Genomic DNA, 20,070 nt, shown 5'->3' with positions numbered 1-20,070 from the left:
GTTCGCCGGAACAAGCGGCGCCCTTCGCGGCAAGCCGGCCGTGCAATTGTCCGTCCTCAAACCCGGTCGCTTTTCACTCATCACTTCACGCGCGCCACGGTCATATCTCAGGCTTCTTGGAACGGCGTGCGCTTATTTGGCTGAGGTGCTCCGCCGAGATCCGGGAAGTTTGCGGACATCCCGGTTTTCTCAAAGCGCAGGCAGTTTTGCAAAGCTAGGATCGATTCCATCGAACGAGGTGCGCGGGAATTCGCGCACCACAGGCCGCCGAGGCCATAACGCTCTCGTTGTTCCTCTCCGACATACCCGGCGGCATTAAGCAGGCCCATCTGCGGTAGATATTGCGATGACCACCTATCTGGAAAACAGTACAGGCCGATTTTCAAGCCCCTTGACGACGCTGCCGCGGTTCCCGGCCAACAAAGTCGGTTCCTCGCTGCTGTCGATGATGCATTCGGCGACGGACGGCGTCATCATTGTCGACGGCCGGCGGCACATTGTCCTCGTCAATGAAAAGGCAGAGCGACTGTTCGACTATACAGCCGCCCAGTTGCTCGACAAGCCCCTTGACGTGCTCGTGCGGACACGCATCGACCTGAGCGAGGTTCAGAGCCGGAAGGCTTCCGGGATGTCTGCGCCGGACCGGGTCGGGTGCCGGCAAGCGCTCAAGGGCGTCAGGTCCGACGGCGTGGTATTGAGCCTGAACGCCAGCGTTTCCCGCCTTTCGGTAAGGGGTGAAAGCTTTCTTGCGCTGGTCGTCCATGACGACGCGCCGTGCCGCAGCAAGGAACAAAAGCAACGGCCGGTGCGGCCCGCCGAATTGCGACGCTGGGCTGCCTCTTCGCAACGCGCGACGGAAATCGAGAAGCGTCGGTTCTCCAAGAAGCTGTACGACGACATCGGCCAGCGCCTGAGTGTGCTCAAACTCGATCTCGACTGGCTGGAGAACAGCCTGCCGGAAGAAAGCGGCGGCGTTCCAGCGCGGGTGGCGGAGATGCAAGGCCTGCTAGACAACGTCATTGCGATGACGAAAAACATGGCTTCGACACTGCGCCCCCCGCTCCTCGACGACTTCGGCCTCCTGCCCGCCGTCGAGTGGATGGCCGAGAATTTCCGCAAGAAGACCGGGATCGCCTGCCTCGTCGAAAGCGCCGGCCCGACCGAGAAGCTGGATGAGATTGTCGAATCGGCGGTTTTTCGGGTGATCCAGGAGGGCCTGTCCAATATAGAGAAGCACTCGCGGGCGAGAAACGTGAGGCTGACGCTGCAACGGACGGTAGACAGCCTGTGCGTCGGCATTCAGGACGATGGGATAGGGATGGCGGAGGGAAGCGAGAACAAGGCCGGCTGCTATGGGTTGATTGCCATGCAAGAACGCATCTTCGTACTCGGAGGTACAATCAGCATTCGCAACGAAGCGCCGTATGGTGTTACCATTCATGCATCGATTCCGATCGAGTTATCCCCTGAACAACTTAAATAAGCCCGTTCTATGATCCGTATCGTAATCGCTGACGACCATACCATCATGCGCGAAGGTCTGAAGCGCATCCTCGATGGTGCCGACGACATTGAGGTCGTCGGCGAAGCCGTCGACGGTTTCGAGGCCCTGGCTCATGTTCGCAAAGGCGGTTTTGATCTCTTGATGCTGGACCTGTCGATGCCTGGCCGCAGTGGCGTCGAGCTGATCCGGCAAATCAAGGATGAGGTTCCGAAGCTGCCCATCCTGATCCTGACCATGCATGAAGAGGAACAGTATGCGGTCAGGGCAATCCGCGCCGGCGCCCGCGGCTATCTCACGAAGGAAAGCGCCGGAACCCAGCTGGTAAGCGCGATCCGGAAAGTTGCGTCAGGCAGCCCGTACATCAGCCTGGAAGTCGCCGAGCAGCTGGCCATGGATGTCATGCCGGCGAATGAGGACCTGCCCCATAAGCAGCTCTCCAACCGTGAATTCGAGGTCTTTACCCTGCTCGTCAGCGGGAAATCCATCACCGAGATCGCCGAGGTATTGCATCTCAGCGCAAAAACGGTCAGCACGCATAAGACCCGAATCCTGACCAAGATGAACATGAATTCGCTTGCTGAGATGGTGCAGTATGCCGTTCAGCACCGCCTCCTCGGCCCGCTCAAGAATTAATCTGAACGCGAGGTGCTCCCGGGCACCTTGTCGGAATCGACTTCCCACTTGATCCCCCTGGTTGCCGCAGTCGGAAATTCTCTCTGCCCCGCGTAGGAATTTTCCGACGGCGTTCAAGGAGCGCTGACAAGCGAATTCAGCCCAACCCGATAGCAATTGCCAGTTGCGATTGCGATACTGGCTCTTCCGATTCATGCATGGCAGGCAAGCAAGTCGGCTTCCGGCACAAAGCAACGCACTTCCGCCCGCGCCGACAACGCCACTCCTTTTGACATGCGCGAAACTTCGACTCACATGAACCAGGAGATGACTATGCTGCCTTCGCACACGGCTGATTCCCGCCCGGAAGCAAGCGCTTCCGTACCGCATGCACCGTCCATGGAAGCGGGGTGGCAGCGTCAAGGCAAATTGTGGTCGAATCTGAAAGAGCTCTGCGATGTGCTGCGGATTCCGTCCGCCGCAATCCACACGGATGAGGAGCTGCTTTTCCAGCACGTGCAGTTCAAGACGGGCCAGCGTGTCCACACGATCGGCCAGCCATTCGACACCCTCTACATCGTCCATTCGGGCTTCCTGAAGACCGTGTTGATCGACGAATTCGGCAATGAGCAGGTGCTCAGCTTCCCGATGAAGGGGGACCTGTTCGGCGTCGACGGAATCCACACCAAGCGTTATGCATCCGAAGCGGTCGCCCTGTCGAATTGCGATCTGATCCTCCTGCCGTTCAAGAAGCTCACCGCGCTCGGCCGAGCACACGTCGAGTTCGAACATGCAATGTACAGCGTCATGAGCCGCGAACTCGTGCGCGAGCAGGCGATGGTCAGCATGCTCGGCGCCCTCAGCGCCGAAGCGCGCGTCGCACGTTTTCTGGTGAGCCTGTCCGAGCGCTACGCAGAGATGGGCTACTCGAGCAAGCTGTTCAACCTGAGGATGACCCGCCATGAGATCGGCAGCTACCTCGGTCTTACGCTTGAAACAGTAAGTCGCACCCTGTCGGCATTCAATGAGATTGGACTGATTTCAGTGGACCAGCGCTCCATCGGGATCAAGGACGTCGATGCGCTCAAGACGTTGCGCCGGCTTCCGCCGTCGAGCTCCCGCGCCAAGCAGCTTGCGTCGAAGAAGGCGAAGCAGCAGGCGCAGCAGGAACGCCCCGATGGAGAATGGGGACAACTGGCAAGCGCCTGATTCCTCTGCTTGAAGAAACGGCCCGCGATTGCGGGCCGTTTCTTTTCCAGCGCGCGTCAGGCCGGCTATTCGGCCAGCAGGCTGGCGCCGATGCGCTGGTCGTCCTTGATGTTCTGCAGGACGATGTTCGATCGGATATCCAGCACGCCCTTGGTCTTGTAGAGCTTCTCCAGCACGAAGGCCGAAAAATGGCGGAGCGAACGCGCGCGAACGCGCAACAGGTAGTTCGCCTCGCCGGTGATGATGTAAGCGCCCGCCACTTCCGGCCAGGTCTGCACCGACGCCGTGAAATTCTCATGCCATTGATCGACGTCGCGCCGCATCGTCACCTGTACGAAGGCGTCGACCTCGAGGCCGAGCTTGGCCGGGTCCAGGAGCGCGGTATAGCGATCGATAACCCCCTTCTCCTCAAGCAGCCTGACACGCCGCAGGCAAGCCGAGGGCGACAGGAAGACCTTTTCGGCCAGATCCAGATTGCTGATGCGGCCGTCCTCCTGCAAAAACTGCAGCAGCTTGAAATCGATGGCATCGAGAACCATGCGTTTACCCAAGAAAATGCGGTGACGACGCAATAATATTCTAATTCTCCCTTATCTAGCGCTGCACTTCACAATAATGCTCGGCGTGGGTCGCATTAAACTCACGGCAAATGCAATGCGAGGAGAACATGCGAACGCCGATCTGGGATATCAGCCCTTCCATCCACAGTGCCTTGCCGGTATGGCCCGGGGACACCGTCTTTCGGGCAGATCACCTCTGGGAGATCGGGAACGCATGCCCGGTCCATGTCAGCCGGCTGACATTGTCGACCCATACTGGCGCTCACTGCGATGCGCCCTCCCATTTTTCCCTTGGCGCCAAGGCCATCGACGAGGTTGACCTCGATGCCTACCTCGGGCCGTGCCGCGTGATCCATTGCGTCGGCGTCGCCCGCGTCGAGCCGCATCATGTCCGTGCCTCCCTCGAGAACCTGCCGCCGCGCGTGCTGTTCCGCACTTACGAGAAAGCGCCGGTGGATCGCTGGGATAGCCAATTTCCCGGGGTTGCGCCGGAGACGATCACCCTCCTCGCTTCCCACGGGGTGCGCCTGATCGGTGTGGATACCGCCTCGCTCGATCCGCAGGACTCGAAAACCATGGACGCCCATCACGCCGTGCACGCGAACGGCATCGCGATTCTTGAAGGCGTCGTGCTTGACGCAGTGCCGCCGGGAGACTACGAGCTGATCGCACTGCCATTGAAACTGGCCGGCCTCGACGCCAGCCCGGTGCGCGCCGTTCTGCGTCCACTGTCTGGAGAACACGCATGAGCATCACCCGAGAGCAATGCACCGAACTGGACCGCAACGACGCGCTCGCGGCACTGCGGCCCGCGTTCGATCTGCCGCCGGGCGTGATTTACCTCGACGGCAATTCCCTTGGCGCCCGTCCGCGTGCGGCACTCATGCGGGCACAGGAATTGATCGCAGAGGAATGGGGAAACGGGCTGATCCGGAGCTGGAACACCGCGGGCTGGTTCACCCTGCCGACCAGGCTGGGCGACAAGCTGGCACCGCTGGTCGGCGCGCGCCCTGGCGAAATCGCCATCAGCGACTCCACCTCGATCAACCTGTTCAAGGTGCTTGCCGCCGCGCTGGAGAAGCAGCTACGCACCGCCCCGGAGCGGAAAGTGATCGTCAGCGAGCGCAGCAACTTCCCGACCGACCTGTATATCGCGCAAGGCCTGAGCGCCTGGCTCGATCGGGGCTACCGCCTGCACCTGGTCGAACGGCCGGAAGATCTCTTCGGTGCAATCGATGCGAGCACGGCCGTCGTCATGCTGACCCATGTGAACTACCGGACCGGGCACATGCACGACATGCGGCGCTTGACGGAATTCGCCCATGCGCAAGGCGCGCTCACCGTCTGGGACCTCGCGCATTCGGCTGGCGCCGTCCCGGTACTGCTAAACGAATGGCAGGCCGACTACGCCGTCGGCTGCACCTACAAATACCTGAACGGCGGCCCGGGCGCACCCGCCTTCCTGTGGGTCGCACCGCGCCACATGGCCGAATTTCAGCATCCGCTTTCCGGCTGGTGGGCGCATGCCAGCCCGTTTGTGATGCAGCCCGAATTCGCCCCGGCCGGCGACATCCGGCGCGCACTCTGCGGCACCCAGCCGGTGGTGTCGCTAGCCATGATCGAATGCGGGCTCGACATCTTCCTGCGCACCGACATGGAAGCTGTGCGCGCGAAGTCGCTGGCGCTCACCGACCTGTTCATCGCGCTGGTCGAGAAACGATGCACTGCGCATCCACTCGAGCTGGTGACGCCCCGCGAGCATGACCGGCGCGGCAGCCAGGTCAGCATCGCGCATCCGCACGGCTATGCGGTCATGCAGGCGCTCATTGCCCGCGGCGTGATTGGCGATTACCGCGAGCCGCAGATCATGCGTTTCGGCTTCACGCCCCTCTACACCCGATTCGTCGATGTCTGGGACGCGGTCGACGTCCTGGCCGACATTCTCGACAACGCACGCTACGACACCGCCGCGCCGCGCGACGCCGTGACCTGAAGGAGACGCCATGGAGAACAAAGACGGCAATGCCTGGCACAACGCAAGGATGGACTTCAGCAAGCGGATGAGCTATGGCGACTACCTCGCGCTGGAACAGGTGCTGCAAGCGCAACACCCGCGGTCGGACGATCACAACGAGATGCTGTTCATCGTTCAGCACCAGACCAGCGAATTGTGGATGAAGCTGATGCTGCACGAACTGCACGCGGCCATCGTCCAGCTCCAGGCGGGCGACCTGCCGCCTGCCTGCAAGATGCTGGCACGGGTGGCACGCATCATGGAGCAGCTGGTGCACGCGTGGGACGTCCTCGGCACGATGACCCCGACCGAATACAGCGCGATCCGGCCCTACCTCGGCCAGTCCTCGGGCTTCCAGTCGCATCAGTATCGGGAAATCGAATTCATCCTCGGCAACAAGAACGAGGCGCTGCTGCAGGTGCATGCGACGGTACCGGAGGTCCATGCGCGCCTCGCATCGATTCTCAGGGCGCCGTCGCTCTACGACGAAGCGATACGGTATCTTGCACGGTCGGGGTTTGCGATCGCGGCCGAGCGCCTGGAGCGGGATTGCCGACAGCCCACCTGCAGCGATTCCTCCGTCGAGGCCGCCTGGCTGGCGGTCTACCGCAACCCGGCCGCACACTGGGGCCTGTATGAACTCGCGGAGAAGCTGGTGGACCTCGAAGGCGCCTTCCGGCTCTGGCGCTTCCGCCACGTGACGACCGTGGAGCGCATCATCGGGTTCAAGACGGGCACTGGCGGGACCGCCGGCGTCAGCTACCTGAAGAAGATGCTGGAAACCGTCCTGTTCCCCGAGCTGATGTCGCTGCGTACCGCCCTCTGACAAAAGCAGGACAACCCGTGCCGCTGCCGCCCGGCAGCGGTGTAACAACCGTGTAAATTCAAGGCCCTGCGCGAAGATGCCGCAGCGGCAGCGGGTATAATACCGCGCGAACAAACGAGCCCCGCAAGCTGCACCGGGCAGACTCCCTGTCCCGCCACCACCCGCAGGCCCTGTCCCGGCGCGGGCAAGGTTCCACGCGCCGACGGCTCCCTTACCGAATAAGCATCCATGTCAAAAACCCAAAGCAGCAGCAAGCCGATTGAGATAAAGATTTCAACCGTCGTCGCTGTCGCCGTCATTCTGCGCTCGGTCGATACCGCGACGCTGGATAACGCGATGAAGTCGATGACCGGCGGTGCGGCGGATTATTTCGACAACGAGTTCGCGGTGCTGGACGTCACTGCCTGCGATCTCTCGACCGGCGCCCCTGACTGGCAGGCGCTGGTCGGGCTGTTCAGATCCTATAGCCTCAATCCGGTTGCCGTACGGGGCGCCGCAGAGGAGCAGCATCGGGCGATACTCGACAGCGGGCTGAGCATCGACACGCTGGCCAAGCCAAGGCAGGAGGCACCTGCCCCTGCCGCCCCGCCCGTTGCAGTCGCACCGGAACCGGCGCCGGCACCCGCCCCCGTGGCAGCCGCAGGGACGGGGGCGCTCATCATCGACACGCCGGTGCGTGCCGGACAGCGCGTCTACGCGCGCGGCTGCGACCTGATCGTGACCGCCGTCGTGAACAACGGCGCCGAGCTGATTGCCGACGGCAGCATCCATGTCTATGCGCCGCTGCGCGGACGTGCGCTGGCCGGTGCGACCGGCAATGCCGATGCAAGGATTTTCGCGCTATGCATGGAGGCCGAGCTGGTGTCCATCGCCGGCGTCTACCGGACCTTCGAGTCCGGCCTTCCAAAGGAACTGGCAAAGCAGCCGGCCCAGGTTCGTCTTGCAGGGGATCGGATAGATGTACTATCCGTTCGCGCGTAATTATTTTTCAGATAAGGAGCTTGTCCGTGGCCAAAATCATTGTTGTAACGTCGGGCAAAGGGGGCGTAGGCAAAACCACCTCCAGTGCCAGCTTTTCCACCGGCCTGGCGATGCGCGGCCACAAGACGGTCGTCATCGATTTCGACGTCGGCCTGCGCAATCTCGACCTGATCATGGGTTGCGAAAGGCGCGTGGTGTATGACCTGATCAACGTGGTCAACAATGAAGCGACGCTCAACCAGGCCCTGATCAAGGACAAGCACTGCGAGAACCTGTTCGTCCTGCCTGCCTCGCAGACCCGCGACAAGGACGCGCTCACCGAACAGGGCGTCGAACGCGTGCTCAACGACCTTGCGAAGATGGACTTCGAGTACATCGTCTGCGACTCGCCGGCAGGTATCGAACATGGTGCGGTCATGGCGCTGACGTTCGCCGACGAAGCCATCGTCGTCACGAATCCGGAAGTCTCGTCGGTGCGCGACTCGGACCGTATCCTGGGCATCATCCAGGCCAAGTCCCGCCGCGCCCTGAACGGCAGCGAGCCCGTCAAGGAGCATCTGCTGATCACCCGCTATGTTCCCAAGCGCGTCGAAGCGGGCGAGATGCTCTCCTATACGGACGTCCAGGAAATCCTGCGGATCCCGCTGATCGGCATCATCCCGGAGTCGGAGTCGGTGCTGCACGCCTCCAACCAGGGCAATCCGGCGATCCATCTCGAGGGCAGCGAAGTGTCGGAAGCCTACAAGGACGTCGTTGCGCGCTTCCTCGGCAACGAAGTGCCGCTGCGTTTCACGTCCTACGAAAAACCGGGGCTGTTCCAGAGACTTTTCAAGGGGAAGTGATATGGCGCTGCTTTCATTCCTGTTCAATACAAAGCCCAAAAGCGCGAACACGGCGAAGGAGCGCCTGCAGGTGATCATCGCGCGCGAGCGGAATGGCCGCGACGGTCCGGATTTTCTGCCTGCCCTGCACAAGGAACTGATCGATGTGATCTCCAAGTATGCCAAGGTCAATGCGGACGACATCAAGATCTCGCTGGACCGTCAGGGCAACCTGGAAGTGCTCGATGTGAACGTGGTGCTGCCGGACGCGCCGGCAGCGAAGTGAAGTGAAGTGAACAGAAGCCCCCTTGCCGGGGGCTTCGTCCTAGTGCAACTGGTGCTTGAGGTCGGATAGCTCGCGGTGGGCCTGCATGACGGCGTCGCGCAGTTCGCTGTCAACATCGGCGGGCGCATTCTCGCAGGCGTCCTTGGCGCGATCGCCAAGCTGCTCCAGATCGTCGACGCATTGCCGAATCTGATTCTCGTCTTGCGACTTCAGCAATTCCCGCGCGTGGATCGCCTTCTGGTCGAGCTGCTGAACACTGTCCTTCAGGTCCATCGGCACGGAGTCGACCACCTGGCAGCGCTGGGCGGCGCGATGGATCATGGTCTCGGCCTGGCTGAAGCGTTGCTGCATTTCATTCGTTTCCATTCGTGCTCTCCTTGTTGTGGTTCGGATAAGTGCAACGGCTAGTTTGGATGGCTGGCCCGACGACGAGTTCCGACCGCTGCCGCAACTCCCTGCTTACCCCGTGGTCATAACCTGGCCGTGCGCGACCTCCACCTGCCGGAACGCCCTTGCGCCTTTGCTTCCGGTACAATCCGCCCCAACATGAACACGCCGAAAAACCTGTTTTCCTATCCCCGCTATCGTCCCGACTACACCACGCCGGCGCCATTCCTGCCAATGTCGCGCGCGGAGATGGACGCACTCGGCTGGGACAGCTGCGACGTCATTCTCGTGACGGGCGACGCCTATATCGACCATCCCAGCTTCGGCATGGCGCTGGTCGGCCGCCTGCTCGAAAAGCAGGGATTCCGCGTAGGGATCATCAGCCAGCCGGACTGGCAGTCCGCGGATGCCTTCCGCTCGCTGGGCAAGCCGAATCTCTATTTCGGCATCACGGCCGGCAACATGGATTCGATGATCAACCGCTACACATCAGACAGGAAGATCCGTTCCGATGACGCCTACACGCCGGGCGGCGAACCGAACCGGCGGCCTGACCGCGCGGTGGTGGTCTACGCGCAGCGCGCGCGGGAGGCCTATCCGGACGCGGGCCTCATTATCGGCAGCATCGAAGCCAGCCTGCGCCGCATCGCGCACTACGATTACTGGTCCGACAAGGTTCGCCGGTCGGTTCTGCCCGATTCGAAGGCGGACCTGCTCCTGTTCGGCAATGCTGAACGTGCACTGGTCGAGTTGACCCACCGCGTGGCCGCGGGCGAACCGATCAAGTCCATTCGCGACCTGCGGGGCACCGCATTCATGGTGCCCCGCGGCTGGAAACCGGCCGGGGACTGGGGCGAGGCAAACTCCACCCGCTACGACACGCCCGGACGTGTGGAGCCGCATCCCGATCCCTATGAAATGAAGTCCAAGGAAACGGCGTCGTGCGCGACGAGCGAGCAGCCGAAGGAAAAGCCGGTGCTGGTGCTGAGTCGGGAAGAGCGGCAGGCCGCGCTGCGCGAGCAGCGCAACAAGACTGTCGTGCGCTTGCCCGCCTATGAGGCGGTGAAGGACGATCCGGTGCTGTATGCCCATGCATCGCGCGTGCTGCACCTGGAATCCAATCCCGGCAACGCGCGCGCGCTGGTGCAGGCCCATGGCGAGCGGGACGTCTGGCTCAATCCGCCCCCGCTCCCACTGGCAATGGACGAGATGGACGGCGTATTCGACGCCCCCTATGCACGTGCGCCGCATCCCAGCTACGGCAACGCCCGCATTCCGGCGTGGGAAATGATCCGATTCTCGGTCAACATCATGCGCGGCTGTTTTGGCGGCTGCACCTTCTGCTCGATTACCGAGCACGAAGGACGGATCATCCAGAGCCGTTCCGAGCCATCGATACTCCGCGAAATCGAACTGATCCGCGACAAGACCAAGGGCTTCACCGGCACCATTTCCGATCTCGGCGGCCCGACCGCCAACATGTACCGTCTCGCGTGCAAGGACAAGAAGATCGAGGAATCCTGCCGCCGCCTGTCCTGCGTCTACCCGACCATCTGCGTCAACCTCAATACCGACCACGGCAAGCTGATCCAGCTGTACCGCAAGGCGCGCGCGATCCCGGGCGTGAAGAAGATCCTGGTGAGCTCGGGCTTGCGCTACGACCTCGCGGTGCGCTCGCCCGAATACGTGAAGGAGCTGGTGTCGCACCATGTCGGCGGCCTGCTCAAGATCGCGCCCGAGCATTCCGAGGAAGGGCCGCTGTCGAAGATGATGAAGCCCGGAATGGGCGCGTACTACAAGTTCAAGGAAATGTTCGAGCGCTACTCGCGCGAGGCAGGCAAGGAACAGTACCTGATTCCGTACTTCATCGCCGCCCATCCCGGCACCACCGACGAGGACATGCTGAACCTCGCCCTGTGGCTGAAGCAGAACAAATTCGAGCTGGACCAGGTGCAGACTTTCCTGCCGACGCCCATGGCAATGGCGACCGCCATGTATCACGGCCGGAAGAACCCGCTGCACAAGGTCTCCGCCGATTCGGAAGCCGTCGAGACGGTGCGCAGCGGGAAGATCCGCAAGTTGCACAAGGCGTTCCTGCGTTACCACGATCCGGACAACTGGCCGATCCTGCGCGAGGCGCTGCAGCGCATGGGCCGCGGCGACCTGATCGGTAACAGCGACCGCCACCTGGTGCCGCGCCACGACGGCCCGCGCCACGACGGTCCTGGACACGACAAACCGGGCCGCGACAAACCGGGCCGCGATGGGGCACGCCACGAGAAACCGAGACAGCCGTTTGCGGGCAAGGGACTGCCAGGCTCGCGGAAGCCCGCAACGACAATTACACCCGGACAGAAGACAAGCGGCAAGCGCCTCGCAACGCCGCTACCGGCGGGCCGCAAGCCGGCGGCCGTGAAGCAGGACCAGCGCCGTAAGTAGCTTCGCTTCGTCCGCGCTGTTGATATACGGAAACGAAATAACTGTTATTGCCAGAAGAAAGCGGACGAGCGGACGCGGAGTGGATATAGTTACTCCCGTCTCCTCCAACTCTTCTTGAATTGGATTTACCCACGGCCTCACCGCCGTGGGTTTTTTTTCGCCTGTACGTCCCGGAAAGAAAACCCCTGACGCAAATCAAAAGGAAAAGCGGGAAGTTGTCGGACCAGCTATTGATTCTCCTCAGGGCTTGGATAGAATGACCTACAGCAATGATTGCCGCACTTCAATAGGAGACACAATGAGGCCGACAGAACATACCACCCAGGTTCCCACGGCTGCGGTCCATTTCAATTTTGCCAAGCTGCAAGCGACCGCCTGCATCCTTGCTTCCGCCGCTGTCAGTATCGGTCTCACCTACTTCGCCCTCACCCGCCTCCTCTGATCTGCGGCCGTGCCCGGCCCTAGCGTTCCACGCAACTCAGATACAGGTAGCTCGCGCTGAGCACGGCAATGACGACACAGGACAGCGCGAATCCAATCCCGGCACTCATACAGAAAACCGCGGCGCACACGCCGGCAGGTTCACCCGGCGCTGCGTTCATCTGCACGGAAAAGACGCGTGTCAGCTGAAGCAGGCAGACCGCAATACCGACCCACTTCCACAGGTAAAACGGCAGGACTTTGCGTTGGGCGCGGTTATGGCGATAGTTCGCAATGCGCTGCTCGGCGGTGCCGCGACTGGCGTCGCGAAACATCCAGAGCGGCACTGCCAGCCGCCAGACATACAGAAGCAAGGCGGGCAGTCGATTGCGCGGTGTCGGGTCATTGCAGGCCATGGATCAAATCTCCTCGTGCTGTTTAGTCAACAGCGGCGGGGAGCGCGTTCCACCTGAATATCTGCTGCAAGGCCGACGGCTCACGCAAGCGTTCGATGTACGGGGGACGTCCCTTTGCCGACAGGACAGTTACCATGGCATGTCTGCGCTATACAGCCGAATGCGGCCGGGGTGGCGGGGGTCCGCCAGAGTGGGATCGCGTGCGCACGGAAATCAATTCGTCCAGGCGAAAAAAAACCCGCGGTTTCGCGGGTTTTCTTCTCACCTGCTACTGCTGAAGCAGATGGTTTGAATCCTGGTGGACAGTACTGGGATTGAACCAGTGACCCCCGCCGTGTGAAGGCGGTGCTCTACCCCTGAGCTAACTGTCCGGGAAGCTGCGCATTATAGAGCAAATACTGCAGCATATCAATTCACGCTTTCCGCCGGACGGGTGCGCCAGACGCAGTTTCCTTTCACTTCCTTGTCGAGCTTGTCGAGCAAGGCCTCATGCTCCGCCAGCTCATCCTCGATCGCCTTGAGGACGATGATGTCGCCCAGCGGCAGGCCGTCGAGCACGGTGTCCACGGTTGCGCCCTGGTCGATCGCGCCGAGGTCGATGGTCAGGCTGTTCTGGCCGCGCGTCATGGCGAGATAGACCTCGGCCAGGAGCTCGGCATCCAGCAGCGCGCCGTGCAGGGTGCGATGGGCATTGGAGATGCCGTAGCGGTCGCACAGCGAATCCAGCGAGTTGCGCTTGCCCGGGTGCATTTCCTTCGCCTGCACCAGCGTGTCGCTGATCAGCGCGACATGCTGTGCGAAACGCGGCTGGCCTAGGCGTTCGAATTCGGCGTCAAGAAAGGCCAGGTCGAACGGCGCATTGTGGATGATGATCTCGGCGCCGCGGACATAGTCGAGCAGCTCAGCCGCGATATCGGCGAACTTCGGTTTGTCGCTCAGGAATTCGGTGGTCAGGCCGTGCACCGCAAGCGCGCCCTCTTCCGAATCGCGTTCCGGGTTGATGTAGGTGTGGAAGTTGTTGCCGGTCAGCCGGCGGTTGACGATCTCGACGCAGCCGACTTCGATGATGCGGTCGCCGGAGCGAGGGTTGAGGCCGGTGGTTTCCGTATCCAGGACAATTTGACGCATGGTTCAGTGTACGTTGGCAGGTAAGTGAGGCACAGCATCCGCGGCAGGCTGGTGGGCCTTGCTGCGGGCGAGGAAAGTATAGAAGGTCGGGACGACGAACAGCGTGAGCAGCGTGCCGAAGCTCATTCCGCCGACGATCACCCAGCCGATCTGTATCCGCGACTCGGCGCCGGCGCCGGTGGCAAGCGCCAGCGGCACCGCTCCCAACACCATGGCACCGGTCGTCATCAGGATCGGGCGCAGGCGCAGCACGGCCGCTTCCTTGATCGCCTCGTGCATTTCCATGCCCTGCTCGCGCAGCTGGTTGGTGAACTCGACGATGAGGATGCCGTGCTTGGTGATCAGGCCGACCAGCGTGATCAGGCCGATCTGGCTGTAGACGTTGAGCGTCCCGCCGCTCCATTTGAGTGCCGCGAGCGCGCCCGCCATCGACAGCGGGACGGTCAGCATGATGATGAACGGATCGACGAAGCTCTCGAACTGGGCGGCGAGCACCAGGTAGATGAACGCCAGGGCCAGGATGAACGTCAGCACCAGGCTTCCGCTCGACGAGCGGTATTCGCGGGAGGAGCCGGCCAGGTCCGTGGCATACCCGGGCTTGAGGATGCGGCTTGCGGTCTCCTCCATGAAATCGATCGCTTCGCCCTGGGTATAGCCATTGGCAAGGTTGGCCGAAATGACGGCGGCACGCCGCTGTCCGAAGTGATTGAGCTCGCGCGGCGCCACGGTCTCGCGCACCTTGAGCAGGCTCGACAATGGGATCATCTGGTCGGGCCCGCCGTTCTTGCCGGCGCCGCGCACGAAGATGTTGCTGATGTCGTCCGGCGCCGTCCGCCCCTCGTTCTCGATCTGCACCATCACGTCATACTGGTCGCCGCCCTTCTTGAAGCGGGTGACGTTGCGGCCGCCGAGCATCGTCTCCAGGGTGCGGCCGACGGTTTCGATCTGCACACCGGCATCGGCGGCCTTGTCGCGGTCGACTTCGACATTCACCTGCGGCTTGTTCAGGCGCAGGTCGGTGTCGATGTTGGACAGCCCGGGGTTCTTGCTGGCTTCGGCGACAATCTGCTGCACCACGTTCTGCAGCTCGTCATACGATTCATTGGTCAGGATCACGAGGTTGACCGGGCGCTCGCGGATCGACTGCCCGAGCGACGGCGGCGCATTGGGGAAAGCCAGGACGCCCGGTACCGACGCCATCTTCGGCTGCATTTCCCTGATCATGTCGAGCGTACTGCGATTTCGCTCCGACCAGTCGACCGTCCGGAAGAACGCCACCCCGCGTTCCACCGTCGGATTGCCGGCGATGATGAATACGCGGTCGATCTCCTTGGTCTCGGCGGCGATCTGCTCCAGCTGCCGCGCGTACTTCTCGGTGTACTCGAGCGAGGCGCCGTCCGGCCCGGTGAGCGCCGTGAAAATGGTGCCCCGGTCCTCGACCGGCGCCAGTTCCTTCTTCATCCCGGTGCCCAGCCAGACCAAGGCGCCGATCACGGCCAGATACAGCAGCACGACCAGCCAGCGCGCGCCGAGGCTGAGGGCGAGGACGCGGCGGTAGGCCGAGGTCAGACCATTGAGCACATTCTCCACGGCCCGGTAGATCGGGCCGTGGCTCGTCTGGTGCTTCAGTAGCACCGAGCACATCATCGGCGACAGCGTCAGCGCAATGAAGCCCGACACGATCACCGCGCCGGCCAGGGTCAGCGCGAACTCGGCGAAAAGCCGGCCGGTGCGCCCGGGCGTGAAAGCGACCGGTGCATAGACCGCCGCCAGCGTCAGCGTCATGGCGACGACCGCGAAACCGATCTCGCGCGCGCCCTTGATCGCCGCCTCGAAGGGTCGCATGCCCTCCTCGACATGCCGGTAGATGTTCTCCAGCACCACGATCGCGTCGTCTACCACCAGGCCGATCGCCAGCACCAGCGCCAGCAGGGTCAGCGTGTTGATCGAGAATCCGGCGAGCGACATGACGGCGAACGCCCCGATCAGCGACACCGGGATCGTAACGAGCGGAATGATCGACGCGCGGAACGAGCGCAGGAACACGAAAATCACCAGGGCCACCAGCACCACGGCCTCGCCGATGGTCTGGTAGACGGACTTGATCGAACGGTCGATGAATACCGTGTTGTCGACCGAGATCAGGATCTTCACCCCCTGGGGCGCAAGCTCCTCGTTCAGTTTCGGCAGCTCGGCCTTCACGTACTCGGCGAGCTCCAGCGGGTTGGCGGTGGCCTGCCGGATCACGCCGAGCGACACCGCGCTCTGGCCGTTGAAGCGCACCGAAGAACGTTCGGCCGCGGGGCCGACGCCGACGCTGGCCACGTCCTTGATGCGCACCGCGTAGCCATTGACCGTACGGACGATGATGTCCTCGAACTGGCCGGGCGTGGTGAGATCGGTCTGGGACACGACCGAGAACTCGCGCTGGCGCGACTCGATCCTGCCTGCCGGGACTTCCACGTTCTGGCGGCGAAGCGCTTCCTCCACGTCGGCCGGCGTCAGGTTGTAGGACGCGAGCTTGTCGCGATTGAGCCAGATGCGCATCGCATACTTGCGCTCGCCCCCGATCCGTACGTCCGCCGCGCCCGGCAACAGTTGCAGGCGCGGCTTGACGATGCGGTTGGCGATGTCGGTCAGGTCCAGCGCGGACAGGCTGTCGCTCGAGAACGACAACCAGATGATCGGCGACGCGTCCGCCTCGACCTTGGCGATCACTGGCTCCTCTATCGTCTGCGGCAGCTTCGACCTGACCCGCGAGACGCGGTCGCGCACGTCATTGGCGCCCGAGTCGGGATCCTTCTCGAGACGGAACCGCACCGTGATCTGGCTCTGTTCCGCACGCGAGATCGACGTCAGGACATCGATGCCGTCGATGCCGGCGATCGAATCCTCCATCGGCTTGGTGACCTGCGACTCCACGATCTCGGAGCTGGCGCCCGGATAGCGGGTCTCCACCGTGACGACGGGTTCGTCGATCTTCGGATACTCGCGCACCGCGAGCCGCTTGTAGCAGACGAGGCCGACGAGCACGATGATGAGGGAGAGCACCGTCGCGAAGACCGGACGGCGAATGCAGATGTCGGAGATGACCATGGGCGTCTCCGTCAGCTTCTCGCGACGGCGGCGGTGGCGGCGGCATTCGGCTTGGCCTCCTGCATGCCCTGGATGGTCCCGCCCTGCATGATGCGCACGGGCGTGCCGTCGCGTGCCAGCCGGACCTGCCCGGCCGTCACCACTCTGTCGCCGGCGCTCAGGCCCTCGGTGATCTCCACCTTGGCGGCGCGCCGCAGGCCGGTCTTGACTTCGGTGCGGACCGCCTGGCCGTCCACCACCTTCCATACCGTCACCTTGGCGCCCTGGGGAACGATCGCCTCTTCCGGGACCATCAGGGCGTTTGCACGCTCGGACAGGATCAGGCGCACACGGGCGAACATGCCCGGCTTGAGCCGCCCCTCCGGGTTGTCGATGCGTCCGCGCAGCAGGGCCGAACGGCCGTTGCTGTCCACCTGCGGGTCGATCGCGTCGACCCTGGCGGCGAACGGCTTGCCCGGCAGCGCGTCGACCATGACCTCCAGCGCCTGGCCGCGCTTGACCTGGTCGACGTAGCGTTCGGGCAGGCGGAAGTCCACCTTGACGCTGGAAAGGTCCTCTAGGTTCACCAGGTCGGCACCGTCCTTGACGTAGTCGCCGACGCTGACATTGCGTATGCCGACCACGCCGGAGAAAGGCGCCCGGATCTCCAGCTTGGAAAGACGGGCCTCGGCGAGCGCAAGCCTGGCTTCGAGGACCTGCACGTTCGCCTGCGACTCGTCGCGGGCACGATCCGAGATGAACTTCTGCTTGGCCAGGTCGGCGTTGCGCTCGAAGTTCGCACGGGCGATGTTGAGCTCGGCGCGGGCCTGCCGCACTTCCGCCTGGTTGACGGCGGAATCGAAGGCGATCAGCACCTGCCCCTTGCGCACCTGCTGACCGTCGGAGAAATTGAGGCGGGTGATGCGCCCGGCGACTTCAGGGCGGAGGATCACGGCTTCGTTGGAGCGCAGCGTGCCGACCGCGTTGACGTCGTCGACCAGCCTGATGCCGGTGACGACGGCGACGTCGACCGCCACCGGCCCGGCCGGCCCCTGCTTGCCTGCATCCTTCGCCGCCGTGCCGGGCGCCTGGCCGTTGCCCTGCTCCACCGGCGCAGGTTGCTGCCGCTGCGCGTGCCAGGCGTAGCCGCCCAAAGCGCCGATGCCGGCCAGGGCAACGACGGGATAGAGGAGTCTCCGAACGTTCATTTGCGTTATCTTTTTTATGTTGGGGCAGTCGGGGGCGGGCATCGCCAGCCGGTCAATTTAGCACACGGCGTCTTTCAGGATACGGAAGCAGCCCCCCGGTTGGCAAGCGCGTCGGCGCGTTCGTTACCGGCATGCCCGGCATGCCCCTTGACCCAGCGCCATTCGATCTTGTGCACCGCCTGCGCGGCATCCAGCGCCTGCCACAGGTCGACGTTCTTGACCGGCTCCTTCGAGGCGGTTTTCCAGCCGCGCGCCTTCCAGCCGTGGATCCATTCGCTGATGCCCTTCTGCACATACTGGCTGTCGGTATGGACGACGACCTCGCACGGCCGCTTGAGCGCCAGGAGGGCCTCGATGACGGCACGCAGTTCCATCCTGTTGTTGGTGGTGTTGCGCTCGCCGCCGTACAGCTCCTTGGTATGGGTACCGGCGATCATCAGCGCACCCCAGCCGCCGGTGCCAGGGTTGCCCTTGCATGCACCGTCCGTGTAGATCTCGACTTTTTCCATCTTTACTCTTGTTTGTGAATTCTGTTGGTCGCCGGCACACCCTTGGCGGCACTCGCCGCCTTCCGGCTCCAGGCAGGTCCGATCAGGCGCATGCCGCGTACCCGCTTGATGGCCTGCACGATGTAGACGGCGCCGAGGTAGGGCCACCAGCGGTCGCCGGCCCGCTCCATGAAATCGAAGCGGCTGAGCCATTTTTCCGTGACGCAGGGTGGCGCATAGCAGCCGAAATGGCCCCGATTGACTTCCATGCTGAGCAGCTTCATCCAGTCCTTCAGTCGCGGCAGGCTGATGAATTCCCCGTCCTGGGGCAGGAAGTGTGCGCCGGTCAGGCGGCCCGCCACCTGCCGCAGCCCCCACATGCTTGCCGGATTGAAGCCGCAGATGATCAGTTGCCCCTCCGGGATCAGCACGCGCTCGACCTCGCGCAGCAGCTGGTGCGGTTCGCCGGTGAATTCCAGCGCGTGGGGCAGGACCACCAAATCCAGGCTTTGCGAGGCGAACGGCAGCTCGGCGAAGTCATGCACCATCACCACCGGCGGCGTGCCTTCGGCGGCACCGGCGGCCGGCAGGCTCGTGTCGGTAAGCCATTTGTTGGGCATCCGGTTTGCCCGCAGCGCGTTGATCTGCGGAAGCCCGATCTGCACCGCATTGAAACCGAAGATATCTGCGGTCAGCACGTCCAGGCGCTGCTGCTGCCACGCGCGCATGTAGGCGCCAACCGGCGTTTCGAGCCAGGAGCCGAGGGCTATAATGGGTTTTTCGGACGAACGATTTTCCATCGCATGTTGAATGTATTGACCGTTCCGGCATTCCAGGACAACTACCTCTGGCTGATTCACGATGGTACGCACGCTGCTGCCGTCGACCCGGGCGACGCCGAGCCCATTCTTGCCGCGCTCGACGCGCATGGCCTCTCGCTGGCCGCTATTCTACTGACTCATCATCATGCTGACCATGTCGGCGGTGTGCCGGCACTGCTGGCGCGGCATTCCGTGCCCGTATTCGGGCCGCGCAACGACGGGATCGACGTGGTGAGCCGCACGCTGACAGGCGGCGACCAGGTAGTGCTGGACCGGCCGGCGCTGCGCCTCGAGGTGATCGACGTGCCCGGCCATACCCGGGGCCATATTGCCTACCATGCGCCGGAACAGGGATGGCTGTTTTGCGGCGACACGCTGTTCGCCGGCGGCTGCGGCCGGCTGTTCGAGGGGACGCCGGAACAGATGGCGGCATCCTTGATGAAGCTCGCGGGCCTGCCTGAGCAAACGCAAGTCTTCTGCGCGCACGAATATACATTATCAAACCTGCGCTTCGCCGCCGCCGTCGAGCCGGGGAACGAAGCGCTGCAGGAGCGGATCCGCGCCGAGCAGGCGAAACGCGATGCCGGCCAGCCGACCGTGCCGACCACGGTGGGACTTGAAAAAGCGACCAACCCGTTCCTGCGGTACGCCGAGCCTGCAATCGCAGACCAGATGATTGCAGCAGGGCATGTTTCCTCTCGGGAACCAATTGCTGTTTTCGCTGCCCTACGCGCCTGGAAGAACGTCTTCCGCTAGTGCGGCCGGGCCATTGTCGTCGAATTAACGTTTACGATAAATCTTGACGCAGGAAAACACCCTTCCGTAAACTTCGTCGATTCACCGGTCGCCCCAGGGCTCCGCCTTCACCAGCAAGC

The 20,070-nt window shown here is 63.0% G+C and carries 20 protein-coding genes and 1 tRNA gene; 12 read left to right on the top strand and 9 right to left on the bottom strand.

Annotated features, from left to right (window positions below):
• The first annotated feature begins 346 nt into the window (after nucleotides 1–346).
• From VIM12_RS19505 to VIM12_RS19495, 3 genes are all read left to right on the top strand, one after another.
• Nucleotides 347–1,483: a PAS domain-containing sensor histidine kinase gene (locus VIM12_RS19505; RefSeq protein WP_331943788.1), complete on the top strand. Its 1,137-nt coding sequence runs from the start codon at nucleotides 347–349 to the stop codon at nucleotides 1,481–1,483.
• 9 nt (nucleotides 1,484–1,492) lie between these two features.
• Nucleotides 1,493–2,137, top strand: a complete 645-nt coding sequence (locus VIM12_RS19500) for a response regulator transcription factor (RefSeq protein ID WP_331943786.1) — start codon at nucleotides 1,493–1,495, stop codon at nucleotides 2,135–2,137.
• A gap of 378 nt (nucleotides 2,138–2,515) precedes the next feature.
• Entirely contained in the window at nucleotides 2,516–3,325 is an 810-nt protein-coding gene (locus tag VIM12_RS19495; protein WP_331943897.1) for a Crp/Fnr family transcriptional regulator, read from the top strand.
• Between the two features lie 65 nt (nucleotides 3,326–3,390).
• Here the strand turns inward: VIM12_RS19495 and VIM12_RS19490 are convergent, their stop codons facing one another.
• Nucleotides 3,391–3,864, bottom strand: coding sequence for an Lrp/AsnC family transcriptional regulator (locus VIM12_RS19490; protein WP_331943784.1), 474 nt, complete (start codon nucleotides 3,862–3,864; stop codon nucleotides 3,391–3,393).
• A gap of 128 nt (nucleotides 3,865–3,992) precedes the next feature.
• On the opposite strand from VIM12_RS19490, the gene kynB reads away from it, so the two are divergent.
• From kynB to minE, 6 genes are all read left to right on the top strand, one after another.
• Nucleotides 3,993–4,634 (top strand): arylformamidase, encoded by a 642-nt coding sequence (kynB, locus tag VIM12_RS19485; RefSeq protein WP_331943782.1) that lies wholly within the window; start codon nucleotides 3,993–3,995, stop codon nucleotides 4,632–4,634.
• On the top strand, nucleotides 4,631–5,878 hold the full coding sequence (gene kynU, locus VIM12_RS19480; protein ID WP_331943780.1) for a kynureninase: 1,248 nt from the start codon (nucleotides 4,631–4,633) through the stop codon (nucleotides 5,876–5,878). Before kynB ends, kynU begins: the two co-directional genes overlap by 4 nt.
• 10 nt (nucleotides 5,879–5,888) lie before the next feature.
• Entirely contained in the window at nucleotides 5,889–6,725 is an 837-nt protein-coding gene (kynA, locus tag VIM12_RS19475; RefSeq protein WP_331943778.1) for a tryptophan 2,3-dioxygenase, read from the top strand.
• Between the two features lie 228 nt (nucleotides 6,726–6,953).
• Nucleotides 6,954–7,706 (top strand): septum site-determining protein MinC, encoded by a 753-nt coding sequence (gene minC / locus VIM12_RS19470; RefSeq protein ID WP_331943776.1) that lies wholly within the window; start codon nucleotides 6,954–6,956, stop codon nucleotides 7,704–7,706.
• A gap of 26 nt (nucleotides 7,707–7,732) precedes the next feature.
• Nucleotides 7,733–8,548, top strand: coding sequence for a septum site-determining protein MinD (gene minD / locus VIM12_RS19465; protein WP_331943774.1), 816 nt, complete (start codon nucleotides 7,733–7,735; stop codon nucleotides 8,546–8,548).
• Between the two features lies 1 nt (nucleotide 8,549).
• Nucleotides 8,550–8,813: a cell division topological specificity factor MinE gene (gene minE, locus VIM12_RS19460; protein ID WP_331943772.1), complete on the top strand. Its 264-nt coding sequence runs from the start codon at nucleotides 8,550–8,552 to the stop codon at nucleotides 8,811–8,813.
• 39 nt (nucleotides 8,814–8,852) lie between these two features.
• Here minE and VIM12_RS19455 read toward each other — a convergent pair whose 3' ends face one another.
• Complete coding sequence (locus VIM12_RS19455) at nucleotides 8,853–9,179, bottom strand: hypothetical protein (RefSeq protein WP_331943770.1); 327 nt, start codon at nucleotides 9,177–9,179, stop codon at nucleotides 8,853–8,855.
• 180 nt (nucleotides 9,180–9,359) lie between these two features.
• Here VIM12_RS19455 and VIM12_RS19450 point away from each other — a divergent pair, with 180 nt between their 5' ends.
• Entirely contained in the window at nucleotides 9,360–11,639 is a 2,280-nt protein-coding gene (locus VIM12_RS19450; protein ID WP_414691808.1) for a YgiQ family radical SAM protein, read from the top strand.
• 298 nt (nucleotides 11,640–11,937) lie between these two features.
• Nucleotides 11,938–12,081 carry a hypothetical protein gene (locus VIM12_RS19445; RefSeq protein ID WP_331943768.1) on the top strand — a complete coding sequence of 48 codons (144 nt, stop codon included), beginning with the start codon at nucleotides 11,938–11,940 and terminating at the stop codon, nucleotides 12,079–12,081.
• Nucleotides 12,082–12,100: 19 nt separating this feature from the next.
• Here VIM12_RS19445 and VIM12_RS19440 read toward each other — a convergent pair whose 3' ends face one another.
• The 7 genes from VIM12_RS19440 to VIM12_RS19410 form a co-directional block, all read right to left on the bottom strand.
• A complete protein-coding gene (locus VIM12_RS19440) occupies nucleotides 12,101–12,475 on the bottom strand; it encodes a hypothetical protein (protein ID WP_331943766.1) in 375 nt (124 codons plus the stop codon).
• 296 nt (nucleotides 12,476–12,771) lie between these two features.
• Nucleotides 12,772–12,846, bottom strand: a tRNA-Val gene (locus VIM12_RS19435).
• Nucleotides 12,847–12,883: 37 nt separating this feature from the next.
• Entirely contained in the window at nucleotides 12,884–13,603 is a 720-nt protein-coding gene (gene dnaQ / locus VIM12_RS19430; RefSeq protein WP_331943764.1) for a DNA polymerase III subunit epsilon, read from the bottom strand.
• Nucleotides 13,604–13,606: 3 nt separating this feature from the next.
• Nucleotides 13,607–16,699, bottom strand: coding sequence for an efflux RND transporter permease subunit (locus tag VIM12_RS19425; protein WP_331943762.1), 3,093 nt, complete (start codon nucleotides 16,697–16,699; stop codon nucleotides 13,607–13,609).
• 11 nt (nucleotides 16,700–16,710) lie between these two features.
• Nucleotides 16,711–17,886, bottom strand: a complete 1,176-nt coding sequence (locus VIM12_RS19420) for an efflux RND transporter periplasmic adaptor subunit (RefSeq protein ID WP_331943760.1) — start codon at nucleotides 17,884–17,886, stop codon at nucleotides 16,711–16,713.
• Nucleotides 17,887–17,960: 74 nt separating this feature from the next.
• Nucleotides 17,961–18,395 (bottom strand): ribonuclease HI, encoded by a 435-nt coding sequence (gene rnhA, locus VIM12_RS19415; RefSeq protein ID WP_331943758.1) that lies wholly within the window; start codon nucleotides 18,393–18,395, stop codon nucleotides 17,961–17,963.
• Nucleotides 18,396–18,397: 2 nt separating this feature from the next.
• A complete protein-coding gene (locus tag VIM12_RS19410; protein ID WP_331943756.1) occupies nucleotides 18,398–19,174 on the bottom strand; it encodes a class I SAM-dependent methyltransferase in 777 nt (258 codons plus the stop codon).
• 3 nt (nucleotides 19,175–19,177) lie between these two features.
• Between VIM12_RS19410 and gloB the strand changes: the two genes are divergently transcribed.
• The gene (gene gloB, locus VIM12_RS19405; protein ID WP_331943754.1) at nucleotides 19,178–19,951 is read left to right on the top strand and encodes a hydroxyacylglutathione hydrolase; all 774 of its coding nucleotides are present in this window, start codon (nucleotides 19,178–19,180) and stop codon (nucleotides 19,949–19,951) included.
• Nucleotides 19,952–20,070: the final 119 nt, after the last annotated feature.

It is taken from the genome of Noviherbaspirillum sp., from assembly GCF_036563305.1.
GTDB lineage: Bacteria > Pseudomonadota > Gammaproteobacteria > Burkholderiales > Burkholderiaceae_D > Noviherbaspirillum.
Note: the sequence above shows the minus strand (reverse complement) of the source record. Positions and strands in the feature narration are given on the sequence as shown.

Bases quoted from the DNA above. Each gene is read 5' to 3' on its own strand.
- VIM12_RS19505 (WP_331943788.1), top strand. From the start codon at position 347: ATGACCACCTATCTGGAAAACAGTACAGGCCGATTTTCAAGCCCCTTG.
- VIM12_RS19500 (WP_331943786.1), top strand. From the start codon at position 1,493: ATGATCCGTATCGTAATCGCTGACGACCATACCATCATGCGCGAAGGT.
- VIM12_RS19495 (WP_331943897.1), top strand. From the start codon at position 2,516: ATGGAAGCGGGGTGGCAGCGTCAAGGCAAATTGTGGTCGAATCTGAAA.
- VIM12_RS19490 (WP_331943784.1), bottom strand. From the start codon at position 3,864: ATGGTTCTCGATGCCATCGATTTCAAGCTGCTGCAGTTTTTGCAGGAG.
- kynB (WP_331943782.1), top strand. From the start codon at position 3,993: ATGCGAACGCCGATCTGGGATATCAGCCCTTCCATCCACAGTGCCTTG.
- kynU (WP_331943780.1), top strand. From the start codon at position 4,631: ATGAGCATCACCCGAGAGCAATGCACCGAACTGGACCGCAACGACGCG.
- kynA (WP_331943778.1), top strand. From the start codon at position 5,889: ATGGAGAACAAAGACGGCAATGCCTGGCACAACGCAAGGATGGACTTC.
- minC (WP_331943776.1), top strand. From the start codon at position 6,954: ATGTCAAAAACCCAAAGCAGCAGCAAGCCGATTGAGATAAAGATTTCA.
- minE (WP_331943772.1), top strand. From the start codon at position 8,550: ATGGCGCTGCTTTCATTCCTGTTCAATACAAAGCCCAAAAGCGCGAAC.
- VIM12_RS19455 (WP_331943770.1), bottom strand. From the start codon at position 9,179: ATGGAAACGAATGAAATGCAGCAACGCTTCAGCCAGGCCGAGACCATG.
- VIM12_RS19450 (WP_414691808.1), top strand. From the start codon at position 9,360: ATGAACACGCCGAAAAACCTGTTTTCCTATCCCCGCTATCGTCCCGAC.
- VIM12_RS19445 (WP_331943768.1), top strand. From the start codon at position 11,938: ATGAGGCCGACAGAACATACCACCCAGGTTCCCACGGCTGCGGTCCAT.
- VIM12_RS19440 (WP_331943766.1), bottom strand. From the start codon at position 12,475: ATGGCCTGCAATGACCCGACACCGCGCAATCGACTGCCCGCCTTGCTT.
- dnaQ (WP_331943764.1), bottom strand. From the start codon at position 13,603: ATGCGTCAAATTGTCCTGGATACGGAAACCACCGGCCTCAACCCTCGC.
- VIM12_RS19425 (WP_331943762.1), bottom strand. From the start codon at position 16,699: ATGGTCATCTCCGACATCTGCATTCGCCGTCCGGTCTTCGCGACGGTG.
- VIM12_RS19420 (WP_331943760.1), bottom strand. From the start codon at position 17,886: ATGAACGTTCGGAGACTCCTCTATCCCGTCGTTGCCCTGGCCGGCATC.
- rnhA (WP_331943758.1), bottom strand. From the start codon at position 18,395: ATGGAAAAAGTCGAGATCTACACGGACGGTGCATGCAAGGGCAACCCT.
- VIM12_RS19410 (WP_331943756.1), bottom strand. From the start codon at position 19,174: ATGGAAAATCGTTCGTCCGAAAAACCCATTATAGCCCTCGGCTCCTGG.
- gloB (WP_331943754.1), top strand. From the start codon at position 19,178: ATGTTGAATGTATTGACCGTTCCGGCATTCCAGGACAACTACCTCTGG.